The organism is Sedimentibacter sp. MB31-C6 (genome assembly GCF_035934735.1).
GTDB lineage: Bacteria > Bacillota > Clostridia > Tissierellales > Sedimentibacteraceae > Sedimentibacter.
This window is the reverse complement of the sequence record NZ_CP142396.1, coordinates 2,473,856-2,499,532: the sequence shown is the minus strand read 5'-3', so window position 1 is coordinate 2,499,532 and position 25,677 is coordinate 2,473,856. Positions and strand designations below refer to the sequence as shown.

Genomic DNA, 25,677 nt, shown 5'->3' with positions numbered 1-25,677 from the left:
TGTAATATAAAACATTATTTGTTGTATTGTTCAGCCATGTCAAATAAATCTTGACCAAATTCTCCTCTATATTTTTCATACATAGGCTCTAAAGCATCTCTGAATTTTTGTTTATTTTCATCAGTTATTTCATTTACCTCTAATCCACCTTCTGTACCTAATAAATCTACATATTTACTCGTATCGCTAAGTTCCATATCTCTTTGTAAATTTACATAATTGTTTGCTGCTGTAGTGATTATTTCTTGTTGTTCAGTACTAAGCGAATCAAATGTACCTTTATTCATTATAAAAGCTAGGAAGTTATTAACATGTTCAGTTAAACTTAAGTAATCTTGAACTTCATAAAATTTATTAGAAAATATTAATGAAGGTGGATTTTCCTGTGCTTCTACTGTTTTTTGTTGTAATCCAGTAAATAATTCATTAAAGCTCATAGGAGTTGCATTAGCTCCCAATGTCTCAAAGAAATCAATAAATACAGGACTTTCCATAACTCTAACCTTTAATCCATCTAAATCTGCCGGTTCATTTATAGGTCTTACACTGTTTGTTATACTTCTAAGTCCATTAAATGAATATCCTAAATTTTTTATTCCTACTGGTTCTAACAAACTGTTAAAATGATCTCCAACTTGTCCATCCATTGCTGCAAAAGCGTTGTCAGTATTGCTAAACAAGTAAGGCATATCCAATATACCGAACTCTGGTGAGTATGTAACTAATACAGATGTAGCAGGCAAGGCCATATCTAAAGTACCCATTGCTACTGATTCAGTTAATTGAACATCTCCACCTAATGCTCCATTTGGATGGATTTCAATTTTAATACTACCATTTGAATTAGTTTCAACTTCTTTTTTAAATTCTAACAATGCTTGATGAGTAGATCTGTCTTCAGGTTCAACATGTCCAACTTGTAAAGTTATACTTTCAACTTTTTCATTTTGTGTTTCTTCACCAGGGTTTTCATTACCACCAGCAGATTCCGTGTTAGAACATCCAACTGCCACTGTAAACATTAACACAACTATTAAAACTAAACTTAAATACTTTTTCATTTCTTACCTCCTAATTAATTTAAAATTTCTACAATACCATTATCTGCGTCAACTCTTACTAGGTCACCATCTTTTACAACTTCATAAAATTCTGGGTCTACCTTATCCACCATTGGAATTTCCATAATTATAGCACTTGAAACAAGAACTGTCTCAGGGTATTGTATTATCATCGCTTTTGGTGCATTTCCTCTTTGATTTAGCTGATATAATCCATCAGCTTGTACAACCGAGCTTCCCTTTCCACTTGGAAAAATCAATGTTTTTTTAGCCATTGACTTTCCTTCTATATCATGGGCTGGTTCGATTATTTTACCAGTTTCCGGTTCGATTAAATAGAACATAATATCATCCTTAGATATTATTGCTTCTGCTTCAGCAACTCCTTCTGATATTTTATGACAACTAAATTTCTTCTTATCCATTACTTCACCTCTCCAGTCAATGCGGCATTAATGCAAGTTTCCAAATCTCTAATAACAAAATGTATTCCTCTTCTCTGGGGGTAATAAGCACATTTTGGTGATTCAGTTATTCCAACCTTTCCTTTCAAATGACTCCAACATGGTTGATCTGGACAAGTATCTGGAACAATAAATCCTCCAGATTCTAAAATAATATCATCAAATCCCATTCTAACAGCCATTTCCTTTACATGACTTGATGTAAGTATCCACATTTCCTTCTTTAGTTTCTTGCCTTTTATTTTTTCTGCTATATACTTAACTTCTTCCAAAGTAAAATGAGGACATCCAAACATAGCAAAGTCAATATTTCTATTTCCTTTTAAAGATATTTCATCTAATATTTCAGTTAAATCATCATTAGTTATAACAACTTTTCTATCAGGTTTTACCCCACCAAAAGCAGCATCAATAGTTGGTGCTTCAGGAGTAAATCCAACTATGTGAAACATTCCATATGCTCCAGATGTATTTAATTGAGCTCCAAGATTTCTTAAAGATTCTTTTGAAATATGTTTCGGCAATCCTGTAAAAACTGGAATTCCATTTCCAATTTTCTTACCAAGCATTCCAAGCAAATGATAGTCATAAGGTGTTTTCATATCTGCTTTAACTTCTACTAATATATTACCTTTTCTATTTTCATCAAACAATAATCCATATTCAGGTACATATCCAGTAATAGCTGCACAAAGTGCGCTGTTTGCGCCTTCCCTGTTACTTCTTGCACCCCAAACTGAATTTACATATGGAGTTGCACTAGATTCAGAGAATGCAATTACTTCACCATAATTAGGTACATTAGTATCAATGTAAGGTGTACAATTATAACTTAATACTGCACCTAATCCTTTGTATGCATTATGAGTTCTCTGCATTAAATCTGCATCTTCTTTAGAAACCATGCTTTTGTTCTTAAAAAACGATAAACAAAATCCAGGATTTACAGTAGGGGCAATCCTACATTTTGCTCCTGCTTTTAATAATTTCTCTGCAAACCACAAATCAGCTTCCTGGTTGCTTAATGCAACATGTGCTCTAGTTATTGGCACCATCCTTTTTGCATCAAAAGACTCTCCAATGGCTACTTGAATTTTCATTGCAAAGGCTGTACCTTCTCCATACTTGCCATCTAGCATGTCCTGCTGCTCTTGTGTTAATATCACTTGTTTTCCTCCTTTTACTTGTATATATTTAACTATTTATAAAAAAATATAAATATAATTGTTTATCAACTTAAATAAGTACTTTAATCATTAATTAAAACATTTTCATGATTCATTATATAAAAGAATTTCATTCACTACTCTACTAAGCATAATTTTTTATTACTTTTTACATAATCTATTAAAGTTTCAGATACATATATATATTCTAAGGATAATGTATTTTTTATCTTTACAATTTTAAGTTTTTCTTTATTAATATCTCTACATGTTTTTATAGCTATCTTTATTGCTTCATCCTCTGAATCTGCTATAAGTGGAATTTTTATATCGTCAATACATTTACAAGCAATTGCATTTGCATACATTGATGGTAAGTCGAGTTTTTCAAAAACATTTTTAATAATTATGTCAAAAAGTCCCACTCCTATTCCATTACCATGAGATTCCTGAGTAATATCTAGCAATACCATTTTCTTAATTTGAGGAACTTTTAAAACATACTTTTTCAGAACTGAACTTCTGCCCAAAATATTTGGATCGTATCCAGCCCCTGAAATATCTTTTCCGATTTCTTCAACAACTAAAACATCAATATCAGGTATCATTAAGGTTGGCATATTATCCTTAGCTATTTTTACTAGCTCTTTCTCTCTCTTAATCATGTTTTCACTAGGCACTGACTCAATCATTAAAGTTTCATCATATGCATTCTCTAAAATAGCTACACCAAATCCAATATTAGCTTTAGAAATTATTATATTTGCTGCCTCTTCTAAAATACTAGCAAAAAAGTCTGGATTCTCTTCATGAATAGAAGAACAACCTACATGATTACCAAGACCAATTACCATCATCTTACACAATCCACTTTGCAAATCACCTACAAAATCAGTATGTAACTTCACCCTATTGACAGGTATGACTAAATCTGCCTTATAAGCAGCTTTATCAAAATATACATCTAAGCCTTTCGAAGTTTGACCTAATTTCACAACATCGACTGTTGTGATAATTTCAACACCTAATTTTTCCTTTGTAATTCCATAACCCTCCAAAACTTCCTTTTGACCTTCTTCAGATCCATTACCATGACTTCCCATGGCAGAAACTATATATGGACATGCGCCAAATGTTTTCAATTCATTTATAATCGTTTTCACAATCAAAAATAAATTCTTAATTCCTCTACTTCCAACTGCTACTGCTATTTTTTGGCCTGGGTAAATCTTATTTTTTATAACTTCCTTATGTATTTCTGCTTTTACCTTTTCCTCAATGTTTTCAATCTTTTTATTTTCAAAGGACTGTTTTACTTTAAACATTTGAGGTAATTTGATTTTCATGTCTTCTTCTAACAAAATTGGCATCGATATCCTCCTACAAGTATAATAGATATATACTACATGTATACATCTATTATACATCAAAAATTAAACTTGTCAATGAAAATATTTTCATGATCAGTTGAATACTTAATCAATCATACATTAAAAAACATTTTAAAGACCAATCAATATGATTATTTAATGTTGTAATTAAGCTATTTAAGTCTTTTTTTCTTAAAAGATTAATTATCTCCAAATGTTGCAATATGCTTTCATTGCTGTTATTTAGTGATTCATATGACAAAAATTGGTATTGTTTTATTTTTAATTTTATATCTTCAAATATTCCTCTTGCAAAGGAATTTTCACATCTATTAAATATTAATTCATGAACCTTCATATCCACATCTGTAAATTCTTCTCTCGTCAATTTACCTTTTTCTAATTCCATAGATATTCGATTAAAATCGTCTTCTAACCCTTTTAAGTCACTTTCTGTAATTCTATTTATAGCAGACTTCACTGCAATTGCCTCTAATGCTTTTCTAACTTCAAATATATCCCTTATGTCCTTAAACGAAAGTATCTTAACAAAAGTTCCAACACCTTCCCTAACTTCAATTAAATCTTCGCTAGCTAGCATTTTTATTGCTTCTCTAACTGGAGTTCTGCTAATACCTAGTTCTTCTGCTAAGTTATTTTCCTTAATAAGTTCCCCAGGCTTTATCTGATTGAAATAAATTCTGTTTCTTATTTCTTTATAAGCATATTGAGCCAAGTTTTTTCTACGACTTCTAACTACCTTATTTTTCTCCAAGATTCATTCTCCTTATATTTTTATATAATATAAAAACAGTTGTATACATGTATTATACATCCAGTTTTTTTTATTGTCAATAACTTATATAAGTAATAAAAATGGCTTTCATTGGTTAGTATATACATGGAGGTGATTTTTTTGAAAATACAAGATATAATGACGTCAAATAGTATAGCTTATTTAAATTCTAGCGATCCTATTGAAAGAGCTGCGCAACAAATGAAGCAATATAATGTTGGTTCATTACCTGTATGTGAACACCAAGAGGTAATTGGCATTGTTACAGATAGAGATATTATTTTGAGATCCGTAGCTTCAGGACAAAATACCGGACATAAAAGTGTTAAAGATATTATGACACCTAATCCTATCGTAGGAAATCCCAATATGGATGCTCATGAAGCAGTAAGAATCATGAGCGAAAATCAAATAAGAAGACTACCGATTGTTAAAAACAATAAGCTTGTAGGTATGGTTTCATTAGGAGACATTTCAGTTGAGCCAAAATTACAAGATAATGCCGAAGTAGCACTCAAAAATATTTCTAAACCTACTAATAACAGATTTATCTAATATTTTGCTTAAATATATCATTTAAATTCATCTAAGAGATATAAGATAAGTCTATGATTGCAATCAAGTGTTTTTTGCATATATTATATTAAATAGAACATACGAAAGGATGTTATAATTATGATAGATGCAAGAAAGCCTTATAAAGTTAAGAACATTTTAATTAGTAAATTAGAATTAAATGAAGTTGATGACAATAATAAAATTACAGGTTTTTTAGACATCGGGGTATTTTCAGATAATAACTCTATTCCAATTAATAATGCTAAAGTAAGTATATACCTTTATAGTGTTAGAGGTATATATAATGAAGCCGCAGAGGAAAATCTTATTGTAAGTTATACAACAGATGAAAATGGTAAGGTACCTCCTATAGAATTACCTGTAATACATGAATTTGGTAATGAAGAGGAAAATCGAGACGAATACCATATGAGGGTGGAAGCTATAGGATATTATCCAATTGTTGTAATTAATATGGAAATTTTCCCTAATATAACTACTACCTTTAACGTAAAACTTACTCCTATTGTAACAGGAGAACCTTATACTGAATACATTATTATTCCAGAAAAACACTAAATGCATTTGAAGCATCAGAAGCATTGGAGATATTCTCCAATGCTCCTACTTTAAAATTATTAAAATTTACAAGCTTGCACAATAAAATTTTTCATGTTAAAATTGTATAGTTTCTGAGTAAATCTCTATGACAAGATACTCAGGAGCTTTATTTTTGCTTATAAAGGAGAAAAGTATGGATAAGCGCTTAAATTTAACATCAAATATTTTAATTGGCTCAATGTTATTTGGACTATTCTTCGGAGCCGGAAATTTGATTTTTCCTGTACATATGGGACAGGAAGCTGGAAGTAATATGATTATAGCTACAGTAGGATTTTTGATAACAGCAATAGGCTTGCCTTTTTTAGGAGTTGTAGCAATAGGCATTTCAAGAAGTAATGGTTTATTTGATTTATCAAGTAGAGTACATCCTATATATGGATATATTATGACTATTTTATTATACTTAACAATTGGACCCTTTTTCGCTCTACCAAGAACTGGAACTGTGCCATTTGAAATAAGTTTTGCACCTTACATTTCTACAGAATACCATGCTTTAGGTTTAGCAATATTTACAATTATATTTTTCTTAGCCGCATTGTTCTTTTCAATGAAACCTAGCAAAATTTTAGTATGGGTTGGCAAAATTTTAAATCCAATCTTTTTAATTTTTTTAGCTGTTTTAGTTATAGCTGGTATTTCAAAACCTATGGGTAGTATTTCAGATGCTGCCATTAATGGAATGTATAAAACAGCTCCCTTTTTCAAGGGGTTTACAGAAGGCTATAACACAATGGATGCTTTGGCATCCTTAGCATTTGGTATTATTGTAGTGCAAACAATAAAAGAATTAGGAGTAAATGACCCTAAAAACATAGCTATAAATACAATAAAATCAGGACTTGTTAGTATTTTGCTAATGGGTTTAATCTATAGTAGCTTATCTTACCTTGGAGCAACAAGTGTTTCGTTATTTGAAGTATCAGATAATGGTGGAATTGCATTAGCTCAAATTGCAAATTACTATTTCGGTTCCTTTGGAAGTATCTTACTGGCTATTATAGTAACTGTTGCCTGTCTAAAAACTGCAATAGGATTAATTACTGCTTGCTCGGAAACATTTAATGATATGTTTCCTAATTTCTTGAATTATAAATCCTTTGTAATAATTTTCACCCTCATTGCTTGTTTTGTAGCAAATATAGGATTGACACAAATAATTGCTTTATCAATCCCAGTATTAATGTTTTTATATCCTTTAGCAATAGCTCTAATTATATTAGGAATATTATCTCCATTATTCAAAGACAAACAAATTGTATATTTGTTTACAACACTTTGTACATTATTTGTAAGTATCGCCGATGCTTTAAATGCTATGCCTGATATAATAAAGAATCAGACGTTTATCAATAATATATTAGAATTTTATAATAATTATCTGCCATTTTTTAATTTAGGAATGGGTTGGATAATTCCAATGGTAATTGGATTATCTATCGGATGGATCATTTCAATATACAAAACAAAATAATCAATTATTATTGTTTGTTCATTATAACTATATTTAATAAAAAAATTTAGACATGTTGTAACACTTCTTTACTAGTTGAATATGATGATAATGAGCTTGGCCTCAAAAAATTTACTATAAAAAGGTGTTATTAATGGTTAATAGATCAAATAATGTAGCTGGTGCAAACCGAAGAAGATGTAATAACGTTGAAGGTGAAAGAGGTAGAAGAAGATTCGATTGTGATTTTGTCTTTGAATGTTTATTAGAATTACTTGAAGATGCTCTTGAAGAAGAAAATAACAAACATCATCATTGCGATAACTCTGTAAGCCCAAATGGTGGCTTTGACAGAGATTGTCGTCGCAGAAGAAGGTTTGACTGTGATGATGTGTTCGAGTGCTTAGAAGAATTGCTTGAAGATGCTCTTGAAGAAAATAACGGAAATTGTCGTCGCAGAAGAAGATTTGACTGTGATGATGTGTTCGAGTGTTTAGAAGAATTACTTGAAGAAGACGAAGATAGAAGAAGATGCAGAAAAAATAAATAATTTTTATAAAATTAATTAACTATAATTAAAAAAAGTCTTGGGCAAATGAAAATTTGTTCAAGACTTTTTATTATTAATAACTTTTTTGTCACTTAAAGTAAATTCTATTTATTCAACTTATTATATATACCAGCCGATTTTAAAGGCCCCCTTAAACTAAATGTTAATAATATAGAGGCTACCACAGCTATAATTGCATTAGTAGATGAAACAATAAATTTAGTTCCTGCAACTGCAGCCACTGCCTCCCATCTACTTTGCAACACTATAAACTGCAAAATTATTGTTTTTGATATATACAATAATACATACATTGCTGCGCCTAATATAGCTGCAACTAAATTTGCCTTTTTATTTTCTCCATTATATCCATTAATATGAGAAATTTTGCCTGCTATATATCCCATGGCAAATTTCAAAATGAAAGTTATCCAAAACTCAGGTGCAAATGCTGGATCAAACAAATCAAAAATGGCTGAACCAAAACCTGCAGATAATCCGCCTATTGTACTCCCAAAAAGTAAACCACTTAATAAACACATAACATTTCCTAAATGAAGCATTGTTTTACCTAACGGTGTAGGAATTTCAATTCTAAAATTAGTTGCTACAAAAACCATAGCTGACATTAAACCAATAACAGTAAGTTTATAAATTGTGTAATTATTCTTGCCAGTTTGCATTACTAACCTCCAATATTTACTATTATATAAATATTGTATGCTTTTCTGACATTCTGTAAATGCTCAGTTTGAATATTTTCATAAATGACAGATATAATTCAAATAATTTCTTTACATGTTTGAAATATGGTTTTTATATTTATAATCTATTTTTCAGTATTTTCAAATTCCAATTTCATTTCTTCAAACAATTTATCATTTTGTATAACTTCAGCAGCTGTTAATACTAAAGCTGCTATCGTATTTTTCATTTGTTTTTTTGCATAATCAGTTAATGTAGATTTAGCCATTTCTCTAGTATGAGCAACTATGTTTTTGTCATTAGTTATATCAAAATACGGATGAATAGTTGGACATATTTGACTTACCTGTCCTGCATCTATTGAACCAGTATTTTTACTAGGCTCACTCATTGTTATATTTGCTATCTCAAAGATTTTTTCATTAAATAAGTTTGACAAAATTTCATTAGTAACCATATTATCATAGTTAAATTCATATTTTGTTATCTTAAGTTCGCATCCAGTCACTAATGCTGCACCTTTTGCACAGTTTTTAATCTTTTCTAATAACTCCTCATTATATGTTTTAGTAGTAGAACGAACATAAAATTGAACTTTTGTGTAATCAGGAACAACATTTGCAGCCTTTCCACCCTCAATAATTACACCATGAACTCTAGAATCACTTCTAATATGTTCTCTTAAAGCATTTATACTATTAAATGTCGATATAGCAGCATCTAATGCATTTATTCCTTTTTCAGGTGAAGCAGCAGCATGAGAGGTTTTCCCAAAAAATTCAAATTGAATAGGCTCTAAAGCCAAAGAAGTACCGCTTTTTGTATATTCATTTCCAGGGTGCGCCATCATTGCAATATCAACATCATCAAACTCCTGATTTTCTACATATATTACCTTTGCTCCACTTGTTTCTTCTGCTGGAGTACCAAAAACAATTACCTTTCCACCAATTTCATCAATTATTTGTTTTAAAACAATTCCTGCACCAGTACTAACAGCACCTAATAAATTATGTCCACATCCATGTCCTATACCAGGTAATGCATCGTATTCGGCCATGTAAGCAACAGTTAACCCATCTTTTAAACTTTTATATTCAGCTTTAAATCCAGTTTTAACACCTGAAAAATTATCATATATAGTAAATCCATACTTTCTTAATATTTCTGTATGTAACTTACAAGCTTTAAACTCTTCATAACCTAGTTCAGGATTATTATAAATTTCCAAACTTAAATCATTCAACTCTGGTTCCAACTTGTCAATTAAATCCAATACTTTTTCTTTCATCATTATCCTCCAATTCACCTTGCATTATTAATTATGATATCACATCTAGCAAAATAAGTTAACTGCTATTTTATTATTTATAATTAAACTGCTAAACTTAAATACACTTCTTAGTATGGACCATAATTAATCAATGTTGCAATTATCATGAATGCTGCAGCTATTACTGACCATAAAACCATAAGTTTCCAAACAAACTTTACCCAGTCTTCATACTTAATTTTAGCAATAGATAAATTAGCTAAAAGAGTTGCGGATGTAGGTATAACCGAATTAGATATACCATCACCTAGATGATAAGCTAAAACTCCAGTTTGCCTTGTTACACCAATAACATCTGCAAGTGGAGTCATAATTGGCATAGTAGTGGCTGCCTGTCCAGAACCAGATGGTATGAAAAAGTTAATTACTGATTGTACTACAAACATTGCAACTGCGCTTATTGCTTTTGGTAAAGAAGTTATTATTCCAGCTAATGCATGAACTATAGTATCAAGAATGAGTCCGCTTTCCATAATAACAAGCATTCCTCTAGCTACACCTACGACCAATGCCCCAGTTGTTAATTCCTTTGCCCCGGCAATAAATTGTTTTGCAATTTCATCTACATCCATTCCCCCTACTAACCCAGCAATAATTCCCATAGCTAAAAATAAAGCAGCAATTTCAGTCATATACCACCCATATGTAAATACTCCATAAACCAATAAAATTATGCCAGCTAAAAATACCAACATTACACCTACGTGTTTTCTAGTCATTTCTTTAACATTTTCTAAATCTAAGGCTTTATGCTTTTCTTGTAGTTCTAACTCATAAACTAAACTTTTAGTAGGATCTGATTTTACTTTGCCACCATATTTAAAAATATAAAATGTTACAAGCATTACAGAGAAAACCCAAATAACAATTCTTAAAACTATACCAGAAAATGGAGGTAATTCTGCAATACCTTGAGCAACGCCGACTGTAAAAGGATTCATAAAGCCAGATGTAAATCCAGCAGCAGCTCCTAGAGATACCATTGCCATACCTACTATAGCATCATATCCTAATGCTCTTGCAAGGGCAATACCTATCGGTACGAAAACTACTGCTTCTTCTGCCATTCCGATGGTACCTCCCCCTACTGAAAATACTATCACAATTATAGGAATAAGCAATTTCTCTTTACCTTTAAGTTTAAATGCTATTTTAGTAATAGCTGCTTCAATAGCCCCTGTTTGAGTTATAATGTTAAAAGAACCTCCTACAATAAAAATAAAGAATACTATACTTTGAGAAGCTCCTAATCCTTTTGGAACAGCTTTAAAAACATCAAATAATTTTGCAGGATTAGAATCAACATATGAAAATGAATCTGGATCTACAACAGTTCTTTCTCCAAGTTCAACTCTTTCATATTGACCTGCTGGTATAACATAAGTAAATATAGCAGTTAAAATAATTAATGAAAATAAAATTACATAAGTATGTGGGATTTTAATTTTCTTCTTTGTTTTTTCCATAAATCCTCTTCCTCCTAAAATATTATAATTATAATTCTAAATATGCAAAATTATTATTTATACATATTTTATTGTGTATTATACATTCGACAAAACATTATGTCAATACATTTTTTTCATAATATGTGTCTTTTCTTTATATCCAAATATTGAGATTGCTAAATTTAAGTATATTTATTCATTCGATGCATTTACTGCATAAAAAAAGAACAGAAAACTTAAATTTTCTGTTCTTTTGATAATAATGAACATTATTTCTTATTACATGTTTTTCTTGCTTTAGGGTCGGTTATCAATTCATATCCTCCCATACTAGTCATAGTTATCATAATTGCGTTTATTATTGTTACAATAATATCTTCTATTCGATACCCCTTACTAGCAAAAACAAAGGTAAGAATTAGTGCTATCACAAAACTATAAAGTCTAACAATATAATCTTCAAATTTATTCTTAACTAAAGATTTAGTAAACTGTACTATTATCATAACCGAACCAGTAAGTCCTGCAAAAGTAGATAAAATTTGAATGTCCATAAATTCATTAAACATAAAATCTTCCCCTTTGTATATATTAATAGATTATATGTATATTATATGTAATTATGAACAATTGTAGATAATAGTTATATTATGACTTGCTAGAACCTTTTAATTCAGTTCAATAGATAAACTAGATTTATTTTCATTAAAATAAATACTGTCTCCTTCTGGATAATGCCAAATTGACTGTACAACCTTTGGCTGTAAAAATCCATTAACTTTATGGTATTCATTAATAATTGCTGACCATTCCGCTTCTCTGGTTGAACCATCCATATCAGTAGCCACTCTATCGCTTGTTACAAAAGACATCATTGCTCCATTTTCGTCAAAAGTAAAAACGCCACTTGCTGATGCCCCGTCATAAGTTATAGTTGCTTTTGCATGGGTATTATCTATTGTTTCCCATTTTATATAATCTTGTAGAGCTGAATTCGGAACAAATAGACACTCTGCTAAAAAAGTTACTAAACAAGCGCTATCCATCGTTTCACCTCTCTGATCGAATAATGGAATTATTTTAGCAATAGTACCCTTCATACTTCCAATACCATTATTATAAGAATCAAACCCTTCAAAAGGTATTCCATAAATTGAAGAATCAATAAAAGCAAATCGGTTAGGTTTATCTACAAAATTATACTGAATATAATCAATTTTTATAGTTTTTTCAGCAGACATCTTAAAATCCACATTGTTAAATGTTGCTTTCATATAGGACATTTTGGGTGTACCTAAATATCCACAGTATCTAAAATACTTCTGAACAGGTAAAGGTAAATCCTTTATATCTTCTTCAGTAAAAACATTTGTTGTTTTGTCAATTTTTGATATTTCACTATTTATTACATTATTAAATTCTGATTTAGTTTTTGAATAAGGCATTTTAAAAAATATAATAATTATTGCTATTAATATAAATATAACTAATAAAATACTTGACATAATTTTCTTAACTCCTTTGTTCTTCTCCATACTTTTTCTCCATTTCCTCAATATTTTTGTCTAACTTAGCAATGCCTTTATAAACTTCTATAATTAAGTTTGTATCGAAACCTTCAAATAATTGTTCTATAAATTCAGCATCTGTACCTTCCCGTTTCTTAAAATATTTTTGACATTTATCTGTAAGACAAATCCTTAAAATTCTTGCATCTTTAGAATCTTTTTTTAAATCTAAAAAGCCTTCTCTTTTAAGTATAACTGCCATTTTTTTAACATTTTGCCTAGAGTTTCCTATAGTGTTGGCAACTTCACTTATAGTTGGAGCAGTACCACACTTTGAAATACAAGCTATTAAAAGCCATTGTTTTACAGTTAAATTAGGATCAAGTTTATCTCCCAATACTTGCAATCTATTAGCTATTACAAAAAGCGAAGCAAAAATATACTTTTTTTCTTTATCATTCATGATTTCCTCCATACGTAACCAGTTACGTATTACAGTATAGGAAATTAATGGAGCCTTGTCAATACTTTTTTGATATTTTTTTTAAAAAACTATAATAAAATAAAAATCCACCCTTATCTAGGCCTTTATAGAAGTCAGGTTACTAGACGAACTAAAGAAAGATTGCGCAAAGTAAAATTTATGTAAAATTTTTTAAATAATTTTTTATTATTAAAAAATTGTGTTATAATATTTTAAAATTTGTCTTGTATCTATTTATAGAACGAGAACAGGAGGATAAAAATGAATAATACAAGTTTCAAAACACGCAAACTCACTTTTTTAGGAGTTATGCTGTCACTCACTATTGTTTTCGTTGCCTTGACGGCAATTCCGACAACATCTGCATCTATGGCTCTTTTGATTTTTTTACCAACAATAATAACAAGTATTATATATGGACCAAAATTAGGAGCTTTAATGGGGGCATTATCAGGAACTGCTACTTTGTTTCGTGCTTTGCTTGCTCCAGCATCACCTTTAGATTATCTATTTTTAAATCCATTAGTTGCAATTCTGCCGAGAATTTTTATTGGTATAGTACCTTATTATGTTTATATTTTTCTTAGAAAAATAATTAAATCAAAATCTATCAATTTGATTATTGCAGGAATATCAGGAGCCTTGACAAACACGGGTCTAGTAATTTTAATGCTTTACATTGTATACAGTGATGAAATAGTAAATATTAGCACTGATTTTGGAATTGGGACAACCTTTACTGCATTTGCTATTTTCCTGATTACAACAAGTGCAATAATAGAAAGTACTGTAGCAGGAATAGGAACTTCGGCTGTTGTTAATATTTACGATAAGGTTAATAAATAAAAATACAAGTTATCCATAACAAAGCATTTTTACTTTGTTATGGATAACTTTTTTCATTATAAATTATAATTTTGAAAAAAGGTAAATTTAAAAAATATGTATTGACTAAACTAAATATGTATGTTATATTAATCAAGTATTACAGATGTATTTATTGATTTCACATATTTTTAGAAATTATATGTATATAAATGTATATAATTTGTAAAAATATGTGAATTTTCATTTTACAATGGAATATGAATAATAATTAGGAGGTACCTCATGAATAAAGGTACAGTTAAATGGTTTAACGCAGAAAAAGGATTTGGATTTATTACTAGAGATGATGGAAATGATGTATTTGTACATTTTTCATCTATTCAAGGAGATGGATTTAAATCATTAGAAGAAGGTCAAGAAGTTAACTTTGATATAACTCAAGGTGCAAAAGGCGACCAAGCAACTAACGTAACTAGAATATAATTAATTATATTAATTAATATAGCTACAGCGTAAATAAAAAATCGGGAATATTCCCGATTTTTTTATTTTATAACTTAATATCTCTAACTAGAATATTTTACTTTACATGTAGGGTATGCATTGTATGCATACCGCGAGACATATTTATTTATTGTGAATATTCTTTAACATTTTAAAGAAATTTTTGTCTCTTCTTGCCATGGCTTCCTCTCCCTTGCCGTCAGAGTAATCATACCAACCTTTGCTGGTTTTTACACCAAGATTATTATTGTCCATAAACTCTTGCTGGAGTTTTGTAGGTTGTTTAACATCACTTAATTCATTAAAAAGATAAGACGAAATATAATAGAATGTATCAAGTCCTCCTAAGTCAGCTGTTTCAAAAGGGCCAAGCACAGGATATCTAAATCCTGGGCCATATTTCATAGCCTTATCTACATCTTCTACTGTTGCAACGCCATCTTCAACTATTTTTAAAGCTTCTCTGTAAACTGCAAATTGAATTCTATTTCCAATGAATCCATTGACATCTTTTAAAACAACAACTGATTCTTTACCTATTTTATCAACTAATTCTTTTAAAACCTGAACCGTCTCATCAGAAGTTTCGTCATTTTTTATAAGCTCGATTAATGGAATTATATGAGGAGGATTCCACCAATGCATTCCTATAAATCTTTTTTTGTTGTTTAACTTTGAACATATTCCATTGATGCTTAATCCTGAAGTATTTGTAGCAAATATGCAGTATTCTGGAGCTATTCCTTCAACTTCTTTCCAGTAATCTTGTTTAATGTCCATTTTTTCAACAATTGCTTCGACAATTAAGTCAGCATCCTTAAAAACACTTTTATCTGTTGAAAATGAAATGTTTTTTAACGATTCTTTTGCTTGCTCTTCTGTTAACAAACCTTCTTTAATCAAAGTTTTTTGGTTTAATAATATTATTCTTTTTGTGTTTTCCAAAAACTTTTCCGCAATGTCAGTTACAATAACTTCATAACCATTTTGAGCAAATATTTGTGCTATCCCAGAACCCATTGTACCGCCTCCGGCAACCCCGATTTTCTTAATGTCCTCTAATTTCATTTTTCCCTCCTATTGATTAAAATAACAAAATATTATAAAGAATAAAGATGTAGCTCGACTACATCTTTATTTTAATATATTGATTGATTTTAGTAAACACCTAAACTTCCTAATAATATAGCTGGTATAGCAGAAATAAAAGGAAGTATAAGCGAAGTCATACAAATATCAATATAAGCATCCTTGTGAGTCATTCCTGTTACCGCTAATAATGTTAGAACAGCTCCATTGTGAGGCAAAGTATCAAGTCCGCCTGATGCTAAAGATGCAACCCTGTGAAATGCTTCAGGACTAATTCCTGTTTCAACTGCGATAGCCAAGTATTTTTCTCCTAACGCTTCAAGAGCAATACTCATACCACCTGATGCTGACCCCGTAGCACCTGCAAGCAAGTTAACTGCTAGTGCTTCAGATATTAGAGGAGTGCCTGGAACATTCAAAAGAACTCCTGTAAGTGTCGCAAACCCAGGAACTGCTTTAACTACCGTGCCAAAACCAACGGCAGCTGCTGTATTAAGAATTGCTGTTATTGAACCAATTGCACCATTGCTTATTGATTTAGTAAATCCCCTATATTTATTAAAACTTATCAGCATTGAAAGAATAACACCGCTTAACAACGCAAGAATTATATCCCAACCAAAGAAGTTCATTGTTACTATAACAGTTATTAAAGGTAAAAATGATAAAAATGGATTTGGTAAACTACTGTAATCAACATCTACAATTTCCTTGCTCTTAGGTTCAGTAAATACATCCCCAGCAGCTGTGAATTTTCTTTCTCTATACTGAAGCCATAAAAGACCTAATACAAACATTAATGCAGCAGCAACAATACCCATTATTGGTGCTGCTGTAGGAGTAGTTCCATAATAATTAGTAGGAATAATATTTTGAATTTGTGGTGTTCCAGGAATGGCGGTCATAGTAAATGTAAATGAGCCTAGAGCTATTGCGCCTGGAAGTAATTTTCTTGTAATGTTTGCTTCTCTAAATAATTCAAGTCCTAAAGGATACATAGCAAATACAACAACGAACAAACTTATTCCTCCATATGTCAATACTCCGCAACCAACTACAACACCCATTATTGCTCTTTTAGGTCCTAATGTTTTTGTTAACCAGTGTGCTATAGATTTTGCTGCACCTGTGTAATCCATCAAATGTCCAAATATTGCACCAAACATAAATACCGGAAACCAAGATTTTACATATCCTGCAAGACCAGTCATATAAGTTTCTTTGTACATATCAAGTAAATCAAGTCCTCCTGTTAAACCAACAACTAAAGCACATACTGGTGCAACCCATAAAATAGAATACCCTTTGTAAGCTAAAAACATTAATAATACTAATCCTAATATAATACCAAACATATAATACCCCCATTTATTATTTTTATATTAGGAGTGCAGATATGATACACTCCCTTATAACCTTAAGATGCAGTCCAACCACAGTCAATTGTAAACATTGAACCGGTAATACAATCTCCTGTTTCAGAACATAAGAATTTAGCAACATCTCCAATATCCTTAGGTTCTAATAATTTCTTAACAAATGCTTTTGTAAGCATAATGTCTGAAACAACTTTGTCTTCAGGTATTCCGTGAGTTTTAGCCTGATCTGCAATTTGTTTATCAACCAATGGAGTTCTAACATATGATGGACAAATCATATTGCAAGTAATACCATATTTTCCGCCTTCTACTGCTGATGATTTAGTTAAGCCGCCAAGACCGTGTTTTGCTGAAATATAAGCCACTTTATATTCAGAAGCTATCAAACCGTGGATTGAGCCCATGTTAATTATTCTTCCCCAACCTTGTTCCTTCATATATGGCCAAACATATTTTGTTAATAAGAAGGGAGCCGTTAACATTAAATCCATCATGAATTTCCATTTATCTTCAGGGAAATCTTCAATTGGACACACAGTTTGAATTCCAGCAACATTTACTAAAATATCAACCTTTGAATATTTTTCTACTGTATAATCAACTAAATTTTTACAATATTCCTGCTTACTTAAATCAGTCACGAAATATATTGCACCAATTCCTTTAGCTTCTTCTTTTAATTTTACTTCATTAATATCAGCCATTACTACTTTTGCTCTATTGTTTATAAAAGTTTCTGCTATTGCTAAACCTATACCACTTGCTGCTCCTGTTACAATACATACTTTATTTTCTAACATTTTAATCCTCCACTTATTTTTTTATTGTGATTCCATTAACCTTAAATAATTACCTTGTTCATTTGCATCCTCCTTATTATCTTGCAACTTCTTTCATAACTAGTCTTCTTATGTAATATGAATAATTCATCGAAATTATTCATATTAATTTAACGCAATCAAGGTGCCAATTGTATATAAAATATCTTTAATAAAATAATAATAGCGTAGATACTTCATACTTCTACACTATTTTTAAAAATAAAATATCTAATTAAAATTCCACAAATTTTCTAAAAAACTAACGTAACTAGAATAGCTACAGCGCAAATAAAAAATCGGGAAAATTCCCGATTTTTTATTTTATAACTTAATATTATCTAACAAAATACAAATGTTATTTCATCAAAGATGCATTAGCATATATTTCTTTTTTATCTTCTTTTGATAACAACTTTTCTGTTGAATAAGCAATAACTGCAATTCCAAATAAATCAAGAACTAACCTCAATACCATAAATTTTATTCCCATAGATGATGCTTCAAATAATAGTAAAGGTATCTTAGTTGTTGACCATGCACCAATCATAATTAAAACATTTGAAAGTTTGCTACCTTTTTTTAGAAGTACAACTGCTACTGGAAATGCAGCGTACAATGGTCCTGCAGCTGCAGAACCTAATAAAAAAGCAAGTAAAATACCGACTAACCCAGAACTCTCCCCCATGTATTTAACCATCGTCTCTCTTTTAACCCATACATCTAAAAGTCCAAGTAATATAAAAATCGGTGGTAAAATCGAGAGCATTTCAAGAGCGTTACTCATAGTTATTTGCAGCGATTTTTTGCCTAATTCAGGAATAAATATAAGTACTAAAATATTAATAACTGCAAGTAAAATGAAAATTTTGTACCGTTTTATAGTTTTCTTAATTTTATCCATTACATGAATACCCCCATTAAAAATGCTACTAATAAAGAAAATACAAATGCTTCAATGTTTCTTATAATAGTAGCTTTCTTACCAAAGAACTTAGTCTCCACTGGTATAGTAACTATTCCTACCATCATAAGCGTTGAAATGAACGCTGCAATTTGCATATACCCTGCTCCACTCTTCAACAATGCAGCTGCCAAAGGAAATGCTACAAATCCAGGAATAAGCGTTATTGAACCTATAACAGAAGAAATCAAGACACCTATCCAACCAGATTCATTTCCTATCAAATGAGAAATTTGTTCAGGAGTCAATATAGCTAACATAATCCCTATAATAACTAATATTGAAAGAAACTGTGGCAATATATTTTCAAATGATTTCCATGCTTTTTTCAATGCTAGTTTTGTTTTTTCTTTACTTTTAATAAATGAAATAACTAGTGCTGAAATAGAAATAACATATAACGCAATAGTTGTAGACATAAATTAATCCTCCTAATTGTTATACTTACGATTTTACATCATATACATTCCTTTTTCAAATATAATAACACATATTTTTTTGAAATCACGTAACATATGATACATACACAATGAAATTTCAATAAAAAATGAAAACGCAGTGTATCTATGCGTTTTCATTTTTTACAATATAACTATTAACTATCCTATTTAAAATCCATTAATTAGTAGCCTTCTTAGCTGATTTTTCTTCTAGTTTTGAAACAAAGATTGTTCCTGCTAAGTCTCCTAAGCAATTATTTGTAGTTGTACCCATATCGAACAATCTGTAGAAAGCAGCAATGATTCCTACAATCTCTGTTGGCAGTCCAAACGCTTCAACCATAACCAGCAATTTAACAATACCGCTTCCAGGTATTCCTCCACCACCAGTTGAAAAAATAGCAGATAATAGAATAATCTTAAGCATAATACCAACACTTAAAGGAACACCAACTACCTGACTTATAAATACAATTACAACTCCATATAGTAAAACACTTCCATCGTAGTTCATCTGAGAGCCTAAGGGAACTGTAAATCCAGAAATACTTTCAGGAACACCAAATTTTTCTTTTGCAACTTTTATATTAACTGGAATGGAAGCTACACTACTACAGGTAGATATCGTATAAACCCATAATTCTGCACTATCTTTAATAAATTTAATCGGATTTATGCCAGCTTTAAACCATAATACACCACCATAAACTAATAATATCTGCATAATACAAGCTAGATAATAAGTACCTGCCAATGTTGCCATACTAGTAAATATACCTGCTCCATATGTAGCAAAAGAATCTGCCATAAGAAAAAACACACCTATAGGAGAAACTATCATAATCATACCTATTAGAGAAAATACCATTTCGCTTAACGCATTGAATCCATTTATTATTGTAGTTTTCAAACTTTCTGTTTTCATTCTTAATATAGCAACACCTATCAATATTGCAATTATAAGTGTTTGTAATATATTACCTTCTGAAAATGTATTAAACATATTAGAAGAAAACATACTTGTAAAAAAGTCCCCTATAGTTACATCAGTACCAGTTCCAATTTCCTTTGAAGCTAAACCAGTAAAGCTAGCAATATTACCAGGCTTAACTATTGTTGCAACTATTATACCTATAGCAGCAGCAATTAATGTAGTTATAATATAATAAGACATTATTCTGACACTAATACGTCCTAAAGATTTAACATCCTTTTGCGAAATAATTCCTGTAACTATTGTTACTATGACCATAGGAATTACTATCATTTTAATCATATTTAGCCATATTGTACCGATAAACCCAACTTTAGTCATTGGTTCTCCGATAACGAGTCCAAATATTGCACCTAATATCATTGCTAAAAAAACTTGAGAAGTTAAGCCAATCTTTTTGCCAAAAATCTTCACAAAATCACTACCTTTCTATATATTTTTTCAATGGGATATCCCCACTACATGTAACACTTAATCGAAACTCACCACCTATATAGATGATTAACTTCTTTTTTCCTAATTATAATTATAAAGAATTATCTATCTTCCTAATAATACTTATAACTTCATCAGCATCTTCCCGATTAATTCCATTATAAAACACCATACGAACTTTATTATCCAATACTGGTCTTATCCATAAACCATATTTTTTAGCTTTATCGCAATACTCTTCAGTAGATAATCCTGTCTTACTTATATCTAACATAACAATATTACTTTGTACCATATCTTGAACTTTTGTTTTCTTTAAATTTCTTATATTATCTGAAACATATTTAGCATTTTCATTGTCTATTTTTAACTTTTCAACATTATGATTTAAAGCATATAATCCTGGAGCAGCAATCACCCCTGCTTGTCTCATGTTTCCACCTAAAAGCCTTCTCTTCTGTCTAGCTTTTTTTATAAAATCTTTATTTCCACATAGAAGAGATCCTAATGGAGCCCCAAGACCTTTTGAAATACAAAACATTATAGAATCAACATATTTACATAAATCTTTAGCCTCAACATCAAGACTGGTTGTAGCATTAAACAATCTGGCTCCATCCATATGAACATGAATATTGAATTCTTTAGCCAAATTATAAATTTCTTTTAAATCCTTAACATCTAAGCATACACCACCAGAGAAATTGTGAGTATTTTCAATACATAATAGTTTAATGTCGTTTTTTTTCATAAGCTGCCTCAAATGTAGCATATCAGGTTTATATTTCTCATTTAACCTGTAAAAAACTGGCATCAACTGTCCAACACTTTTTTCAAAAACTACTTTTTCACTTTTGTAAATGTGTAATATTTCATCTACTAGTACTTTATCTCCTGGATTACAATAAGTTAATATAGCAGTAGTATTCGCTAAAGTGCCTGAAGAAAAAAGTACACCTTCATCTTTTTCTGTTAACAATGCGGCCAAATCCTCAAGTTCATTAACAGTTAAATCCTCACCCCTTCCATCTTCATTAATTCTTCCATCATCACCAAACTTGGCAGTTAAAATAGTTTTTAACATTTCATCGTCTGGTATAGTTAATGTATCACTTCTTAAGTCAATCATTTGATTCCTCCCTTCTTGTTATATATAATATTTGCAATTATGGTGCCAAGAAACATATTATTTTTATAAGATGCATTTTCTATTAAAATCAACTTATATAAAAGATTTTTCATAAGTATAGATTCATTCTTCCAATTTAAAATAAACGTATCTTATGTTTCGTTTGAAACACAAGAGACGTTTACGCAACATGTATATACTAATATAAATTATATTTTTTCATTAGTCTCCAAAGTGTACTTCTGTGAACTCCAAGTAAATTAGCAGCTTCTATTTTACTTCCATTGGATAACCTTAAGGCTTCATAAACTTCTTCCTTCGTTATAGGTATCTTAATAACTTTTTTATTATAATCAGTTGTTTCAAACTCAGGTTCATTGTTTCTTATCATATCTTTTACGATTTTTGCATTAATTACATCAAAATTACTTATAATGCTTAATTTTTCAATGAAATTTTTCAATTGTCTTACATTACCCGGCCATTTGTAATCTTTTAAAACATCAAAAGCATCTTTTTGAATATTAATATTTCTATTTTTAGCATAAACTTTGCAAAAATCATTTATCAGTTCATTTATGTCATCTTTTCTATCTCTTAGTGGTGGAATATTCAAAGTCAAAACATTCAATCTGTAGAATAAATCATCTCTAAACTTTTTATCAGAAACAAGTTTTTTAATATCTTTATTTGTTGCAGAAATAACTCTAACGTTAATAGGAATAATCTGATCACTTCCTAATCTCATAACCTTCCTTTCCTGTAAAACTCTCAAAAACCTAGCCTGTAAACTTAAAGGCATTTCACTTATTTCATCTAAAAATATAGTACCATTATGAGCTAATTCAAATAAACCTTCCTTACCATTTTTCTTAGCACCAGTAAAGGCGCCTTCTTCATAACCAAACAATTCACTTTCGAGAATATTTTCAGGAAGGGATGCACAATTAATCGCTACAAAAGGTCCTTGTTTTCTAGAACTATCATTATGTATACTTTGAGCAAATAATTCTTTTCCAACTCCTGTTTCGCCTAGTATTAATACTGTTGAATCATTAGTAGCGAATTTTTTAGCATTAGAAATGCACTTCTCAATTGATTTACTTGCACATTTAATATCTTTAAATTTATAAGTTGCATAAAACCCTTTATTTAATATTTTATTTCTTATCTTTCTCTCACCTTTAGTTATCGTATTTACATCATTAAATGTTGCAATTGCACCTATAACTTCATTGCAACCATGTTTTAATGGAATCATATTACACAGAACATCAGTTCTACCTATACGAATAATGTCTTGCAAAGATTCCTTACCTGTCTTAACTATGTCTAAAAGACCCTCCAGCTCAGGAAAAACTTCTATTAAAGGAGCTCCTATAAGCGGAGTTACGCCATTCGAAATTAAATTTAACGAAGTTTGATTTATTAATGTAATAACTCCTTTTTTATCAATAGCTATATAACCTTCCTTAGTAGTATCTAATATAGCTTTTAATTCTTCATTCTTTCTATTGTTTAAAAGTATCATTTCAAGTATAGATTCAGCTTCATTATATGCATATTCTAGCGCCTTCGGACTAAAATCAATTCGGACATTTTTTATATTTAGTTTTTTAGCTACATTGGTTTGAAACGTACCACCAACTATTACTTCTATGCCCTCTTCTTTTAGCTGAATCATTTTACTTATCATTTCTTCAGGATTATTAGCAAATACTTGCTTTATATTAATGTTAAGTAATGGATTTAGTAATTCTAATCCACTTAATAAATTATTATATCCTACCACTCCAATGTTTTTTCCCATTTTACTAGCTTCTAACAGAATCTTTATCATATCATCAAATGGAATAGGTATCTCAACGACTGGAATATCTAGTGTGTTCCTAATCCTATTCGCAGTACCTCCACGTGCTAACACTACTTTAACACCAGTTTCAATTAAACTTTGAGGATTTTGAGGATCATAGACTAAAACTCCAACATCTTTACCTAAATCTTTAAACACTTCATTAGTAAGTGATATAAGATCTTCATTATATGCAGCATAATAAATGTGTGGCATAACTCACTCCCCCTATTATTTTCAATTTATATTTTATTAAATTTTCTTATTTTTATATTATACCAACCTATGACAAGCCCTTCTTTTGTCATAGGTTGCATGTAGTGTATACATCATACAGCGGGACGCATGCAATGCGTCCCCTACAGTGTAAAATATGTTATCTATACAATTATTATATATCATATTATTAATATTTCAAATGGGAAGTTTTCAAAATTAAATTAGAAACCTTGAATATAGAATGAAAAAAGGCTATACTTATGTTAAAATAAACTTATTCAATAATAGGTAGGTGTGAAAAATGGAAAGAGTAATCTTCCTAGTTGATATGAATGCTTTTTTTATAAGCTGCGAAAGTACTCGATATCCCGAAATTATTGGTAAACCAGCAGCCGTTGCAGGCGATCCCAAAAATCGTTCAGGTATTATATTGACAGCAAATTATGAAGCAAGAAAATATGGTATTAAGACGACTATGGTTCTTCGAAAAGCATTAAAACTATGTCCAAACTTAATTGTTGTTCCACCTGATCACCATTTCTATGAACAAAAGTCCAAAGAAGTTATGAACATTTTATCTTCATATACGCCGGTAATTGAACAGAACAGCATAGATGAAGCTTGGCTAGACATGACAGGTTGCGAAGGAATCTTTGGCAAGCCTTTAGAGTCTGCAACAAAAATAATGGAACAAATAAAAAAAGAACTAGGCCTATGGTGCTCTATTGGTATATCAGAAAATAAATTTTTATCAAAAATGGCTTCAGAAATGAAAAAACCATTAGGTATAACAGAACTATGGAATAAGGATATTAATCAAAAGATGTGGCCACTACCAGTTCAATATATGTATGGTGTTGGAAAACAAACATCACAAAAACTTCAAAATATGGGAATTATAACAATTGGGGACTTAGCTATATTTGACAAAATACACCTGCAAAAAAAATTTGGAAAAATAGGAGCTGAACTTTTTTCACTTGCAAATGGTATAGATAATTCACCCTTAACACCTTATACTGAAAGTGATATGAAATCAATCGGTAGATCTGTTACATTACCTCAAGATATTACAGACATAGAATATGCAAAGGTTGTTTTAATGAAACTTTCAGATGAAGTTGGTATGACTGCAAGAAAATATAAAAAGAAAGGTCATACAATTCAAATTAGTATTAAATATGCTAACTTTAAAAGTATGACCCGACAAATGACTATACCATCAACCTGCTTAGTTAAAGAAATTTATTCTACTGGTGTAAAGCTCCTTCAAAACAACTGGAATAATGAGCCAATACGACTACTTGGAATAAGTTTAAGCGGATTTTACAATGATAATGCTGACCAAATATCTATATTTAAGCTACCTGAAATAAGTAATGATGAAAAAAGTACTATAGATAAAATTGATAACTTAGAAAATACAATTCATAATATACGTAAAAAGTATGGTTCTTCAATAATTAAACCTGGAGTACTAATTAAAAAAGAAGACAAAGAGTAAAT

General features: G+C 30.3%; 26 protein-coding genes. 7 read left to right on the top strand and 19 right to left on the bottom strand.

Annotated elements, in window-relative coordinates:
• Positions 1-14: 14 nt before the first annotated feature.
• The 5 genes from U8307_RS11765 to U8307_RS11745 all read right to left on the bottom strand — a co-directional run bounded on the left by U8307_RS11765 (position 15) and on the right by U8307_RS11745 (position 4,836).
• A complete protein-coding gene (locus tag U8307_RS11765; RefSeq protein WP_326908115.1) occupies positions 15-1,061 on the bottom strand; it encodes a TRAP transporter substrate-binding protein in 1,047 nt (348 codons plus the stop codon).
• A 14-nt stretch (positions 1,062-1,075) separates the two neighbouring features.
• On the bottom strand, positions 1,076-1,486 hold the full coding sequence (locus U8307_RS11760) for an aconitase X swivel domain-containing protein (protein ID WP_326908113.1): 411 nt from the start codon (positions 1,484-1,486) through the stop codon (positions 1,076-1,078).
• Positions 1,486-2,691, bottom strand: coding sequence for an aconitase X catalytic domain-containing protein (locus tag U8307_RS11755; protein ID WP_326908111.1), 1,206 nt, complete (start codon positions 2,689-2,691; stop codon positions 1,486-1,488). The genes U8307_RS11760 and U8307_RS11755 overlap by 1 nt, the downstream gene beginning before the upstream one ends.
• Positions 2,692-2,828: 137 nt before the next feature.
• Positions 2,829-4,061, bottom strand: coding sequence for a lactate racemase domain-containing protein (locus tag U8307_RS11750; RefSeq protein ID WP_326908110.1), 1,233 nt, complete (start codon positions 4,059-4,061; stop codon positions 2,829-2,831).
• Between the two features lie 109 nt (positions 4,062-4,170).
• On the bottom strand, positions 4,171-4,836 hold the full coding sequence (locus U8307_RS11745) for a GntR family transcriptional regulator (RefSeq protein WP_326908108.1): 666 nt from the start codon (positions 4,834-4,836) through the stop codon (positions 4,171-4,173).
• A gap of 141 nt (positions 4,837-4,977) precedes the next feature.
• Between U8307_RS11745 and U8307_RS11740 the strand changes: the two genes are divergently transcribed.
• The 4 genes from U8307_RS11740 (at position 4,978) to U8307_RS11725 (ending at position 8,042) form a co-directional block, all read left to right on the top strand.
• The gene (locus U8307_RS11740; protein WP_326908106.1) at positions 4,978-5,412 is read left to right on the top strand and encodes a CBS domain-containing protein; all 435 of its coding nucleotides are present in this window, start codon (positions 4,978-4,980) and stop codon (positions 5,410-5,412) included.
• 120 nt (positions 5,413-5,532) lie between these two features.
• Complete coding sequence (locus U8307_RS11735) at positions 5,533-5,994, top strand: hypothetical protein (RefSeq protein WP_326908104.1); 462 nt, start codon at positions 5,533-5,535, stop codon at positions 5,992-5,994.
• 175 nt (positions 5,995-6,169) lie between these two features.
• Positions 6,170-7,513, top strand: coding sequence for a branched-chain amino acid transport system II carrier protein (brnQ, locus tag U8307_RS11730; protein WP_326908102.1), 1,344 nt, complete (start codon positions 6,170-6,172; stop codon positions 7,511-7,513).
• A gap of 133 nt (positions 7,514-7,646) precedes the next feature.
• Entirely contained in the window at positions 7,647-8,042 is a 396-nt protein-coding gene (locus tag U8307_RS11725) for a hypothetical protein (protein WP_326908100.1), read from the top strand.
• Between the two features lie 104 nt (positions 8,043-8,146).
• On the opposite strand, the gene U8307_RS11720 is transcribed toward U8307_RS11725, so the two are convergent.
• From U8307_RS11720 to U8307_RS11695, 6 genes are all read right to left on the bottom strand, one after another.
• A complete protein-coding gene (locus tag U8307_RS11720; RefSeq protein WP_326908098.1) occupies positions 8,147-8,725 on the bottom strand; it encodes an ECF transporter S component in 579 nt (192 codons plus the stop codon).
• Between the two features lie 146 nt (positions 8,726-8,871).
• On the bottom strand, positions 8,872-10,038 hold the full coding sequence (locus U8307_RS11715; protein ID WP_326908096.1) for a M20 family metallopeptidase: 1,167 nt from the start codon (positions 10,036-10,038) through the stop codon (positions 8,872-8,874).
• 110 nt (positions 10,039-10,148) lie between these two features.
• The gene (locus U8307_RS11710; protein ID WP_326908095.1) at positions 10,149-11,546 is read right to left on the bottom strand and encodes a YfcC family protein; all 1,398 of its coding nucleotides are present in this window, start codon (positions 11,544-11,546) and stop codon (positions 10,149-10,151) included.
• 251 nt (positions 11,547-11,797) lie between these two features.
• Positions 11,798-12,097: a hypothetical protein gene (locus U8307_RS11705; RefSeq protein WP_326908094.1), complete on the bottom strand. Its 300-nt coding sequence runs from the start codon at positions 12,095-12,097 to the stop codon at positions 11,798-11,800.
• Positions 12,098-12,196: 99 nt separating this feature from the next.
• Positions 12,197-13,063, bottom strand: coding sequence for a DUF6544 family protein (locus U8307_RS11700; protein WP_326908092.1), 867 nt, complete (start codon positions 13,061-13,063; stop codon positions 12,197-12,199).
• On the bottom strand, positions 13,041-13,499 hold the full coding sequence (locus U8307_RS11695; protein WP_326908090.1) for a MarR family winged helix-turn-helix transcriptional regulator: 459 nt from the start codon (positions 13,497-13,499) through the stop codon (positions 13,041-13,043). The genes U8307_RS11700 and U8307_RS11695 overlap by 23 nt, the downstream gene beginning before the upstream one ends.
• 282 nt (positions 13,500-13,781) lie before the next feature.
• Here U8307_RS11695 and U8307_RS11690 point away from each other — a divergent pair, with 282 nt between their 5' ends.
• Both U8307_RS11690 and U8307_RS11685 read left to right on the top strand, forming a co-directional pair.
• The gene (locus U8307_RS11690; RefSeq protein WP_326908088.1) at positions 13,782-14,366 is read left to right on the top strand and encodes an ECF transporter S component; all 585 of its coding nucleotides are present in this window, start codon (positions 13,782-13,784) and stop codon (positions 14,364-14,366) included.
• A 264-nt stretch (positions 14,367-14,630) separates the two neighbouring features.
• A complete protein-coding gene (locus U8307_RS11685) occupies positions 14,631-14,831 on the top strand; it encodes a cold-shock protein (protein WP_326908087.1) in 201 nt (66 codons plus the stop codon).
• Between the two features lie 144 nt (positions 14,832-14,975).
• Here the strand turns inward: U8307_RS11685 and U8307_RS11680 are convergent, their stop codons facing one another.
• The 8 genes from U8307_RS11680 to U8307_RS11645 all read right to left on the bottom strand — a co-directional run bounded on the left by U8307_RS11680 (position 14,976) and on the right by U8307_RS11645 (position 24,168).
• On the bottom strand, positions 14,976-15,920 hold the full coding sequence (locus tag U8307_RS11680; RefSeq protein WP_326908086.1) for a 3-hydroxyacyl-CoA dehydrogenase family protein: 945 nt from the start codon (positions 15,918-15,920) through the stop codon (positions 14,976-14,978).
• Between the two features lie 89 nt (positions 15,921-16,009).
• Positions 16,010-17,296 (bottom strand): GntP family permease, encoded by a 1,287-nt coding sequence (locus tag U8307_RS11675; protein ID WP_326908084.1) that lies wholly within the window; start codon positions 17,294-17,296, stop codon positions 16,010-16,012.
• 62 nt (positions 17,297-17,358) lie between these two features.
• On the bottom strand, positions 17,359-18,120 hold the full coding sequence (locus tag U8307_RS11670; RefSeq protein ID WP_326908083.1) for a 3-hydroxybutyrate dehydrogenase: 762 nt from the start codon (positions 18,118-18,120) through the stop codon (positions 17,359-17,361).
• Positions 18,121-18,496: 376 nt separating this feature from the next.
• On the bottom strand, positions 18,497-19,033 hold the full coding sequence (locus U8307_RS11665) for a permease (protein WP_326911598.1): 537 nt from the start codon (positions 19,031-19,033) through the stop codon (positions 18,497-18,499).
• Between the two features lie 8 nt (positions 19,034-19,041).
• Entirely contained in the window at positions 19,042-19,521 is a 480-nt protein-coding gene (locus U8307_RS11660; RefSeq protein WP_326908081.1) for a permease, read from the bottom strand.
• A 199-nt stretch (positions 19,522-19,720) separates the two neighbouring features.
• A complete protein-coding gene (locus tag U8307_RS11655) occupies positions 19,721-20,950 on the bottom strand; it encodes a dicarboxylate/amino acid:cation symporter (protein ID WP_326908080.1) in 1,230 nt (409 codons plus the stop codon).
• Positions 20,951-21,062: 112 nt separating this feature from the next.
• Positions 21,063-22,100: a threonine aldolase family protein gene (locus U8307_RS11650; protein WP_326908078.1), complete on the bottom strand. Its 1,038-nt coding sequence runs from the start codon at positions 22,098-22,100 to the stop codon at positions 21,063-21,065.
• A gap of 199 nt (positions 22,101-22,299) precedes the next feature.
• Positions 22,300-24,168 carry a sigma 54-interacting transcriptional regulator gene (locus tag U8307_RS11645; protein ID WP_326908075.1) on the bottom strand — a complete coding sequence of 623 codons (1,869 nt, stop codon included), beginning with the start codon at positions 24,166-24,168 and terminating at the stop codon, positions 22,300-22,302.
• A gap of 304 nt (positions 24,169-24,472) precedes the next feature.
• Between U8307_RS11645 and U8307_RS11640 the strand changes: the two genes are divergently transcribed.
• Positions 24,473-25,675 carry a DNA polymerase IV gene (locus U8307_RS11640; protein ID WP_326908073.1) on the top strand — a complete coding sequence of 401 codons (1,203 nt, stop codon included), beginning with the start codon at positions 24,473-24,475 and terminating at the stop codon, positions 25,673-25,675.
• The last annotated feature ends 2 nt before the right edge of the window (positions 25,676-25,677 follow it).

Coding starts and splice junctions, on each gene's coding strand:
- U8307_RS11705 (WP_326908094.1), bottom strand. CDS start 12,097: ATGTTTAATGAATTTATGGACATTCAAATTTTATCTACTTTTGCAGGA.
- U8307_RS11675 (WP_326908084.1), bottom strand. CDS start 17,296: ATGTTTGGTATTATATTAGGATTAGTATTATTAATGTTTTTAGCTTAC.
- U8307_RS11690 (WP_326908088.1), top strand. CDS start 13,782: ATGAATAATACAAGTTTCAAAACACGCAAACTCACTTTTTTAGGAGTT.
- U8307_RS11645 (WP_326908075.1), bottom strand. CDS start 24,168: ATGCCACACATTTATTATGCTGCATATAATGAAGATCTTATATCACTT.
- U8307_RS11725 (WP_326908100.1), top strand. CDS start 7,647: ATGGTTAATAGATCAAATAATGTAGCTGGTGCAAACCGAAGAAGATGT.
- U8307_RS11650 (WP_326908078.1), bottom strand. CDS start 22,100: ATGATTGACTTAAGAAGTGATACATTAACTATACCAGACGATGAAATG.
- U8307_RS11640 (WP_326908073.1), top strand. CDS start 24,473: ATGGAAAGAGTAATCTTCCTAGTTGATATGAATGCTTTTTTTATAAGC.
- U8307_RS11700 (WP_326908092.1), bottom strand. CDS start 13,063: ATGGAGAAGAACAAAGGAGTTAAGAAAATTATGTCAAGTATTTTATTA.
- brnQ (WP_326908102.1), top strand. CDS start 6,170: ATGGATAAGCGCTTAAATTTAACATCAAATATTTTAATTGGCTCAATG.
- U8307_RS11720 (WP_326908098.1), bottom strand. CDS start 8,725: ATGCAAACTGGCAAGAATAATTACACAATTTATAAACTTACTGTTATT.
- U8307_RS11710 (WP_326908095.1), bottom strand. CDS start 11,546: ATGGAAAAAACAAAGAAGAAAATTAAAATCCCACATACTTATGTAATT.
- U8307_RS11695 (WP_326908090.1), bottom strand. CDS start 13,499: ATGAATGATAAAGAAAAAAAGTATATTTTTGCTTCGCTTTTTGTAATA.
- U8307_RS11680 (WP_326908086.1), bottom strand. CDS start 15,920: ATGAAATTAGAGGACATTAAGAAAATCGGGGTTGCCGGAGGCGGTACA.
- U8307_RS11765 (WP_326908115.1), bottom strand. CDS start 1,061: ATGAAAAAGTATTTAAGTTTAGTTTTAATAGTTGTGTTAATGTTTACA.
- U8307_RS11660 (WP_326908081.1), bottom strand. CDS start 19,521: ATGTCTACAACTATTGCGTTATATGTTATTTCTATTTCAGCACTAGTT.
- U8307_RS11670 (WP_326908083.1), bottom strand. CDS start 18,120: ATGTTAGAAAATAAAGTATGTATTGTAACAGGAGCAGCAAGTGGTATA.
- U8307_RS11685 (WP_326908087.1), top strand. CDS start 14,631: ATGAATAAAGGTACAGTTAAATGGTTTAACGCAGAAAAAGGATTTGGA.
- U8307_RS11760 (WP_326908113.1), bottom strand. CDS start 1,486: ATGGATAAGAAGAAATTTAGTTGTCATAAAATATCAGAAGGAGTTGCT.
- U8307_RS11735 (WP_326908104.1), top strand. CDS start 5,533: ATGATAGATGCAAGAAAGCCTTATAAAGTTAAGAACATTTTAATTAGT.
- U8307_RS11750 (WP_326908110.1), bottom strand. CDS start 4,061: ATGCCAATTTTGTTAGAAGAAGACATGAAAATCAAATTACCTCAAATG.
- U8307_RS11715 (WP_326908096.1), bottom strand. CDS start 10,038: ATGAAAGAAAAAGTATTGGATTTAATTGACAAGTTGGAACCAGAGTTG.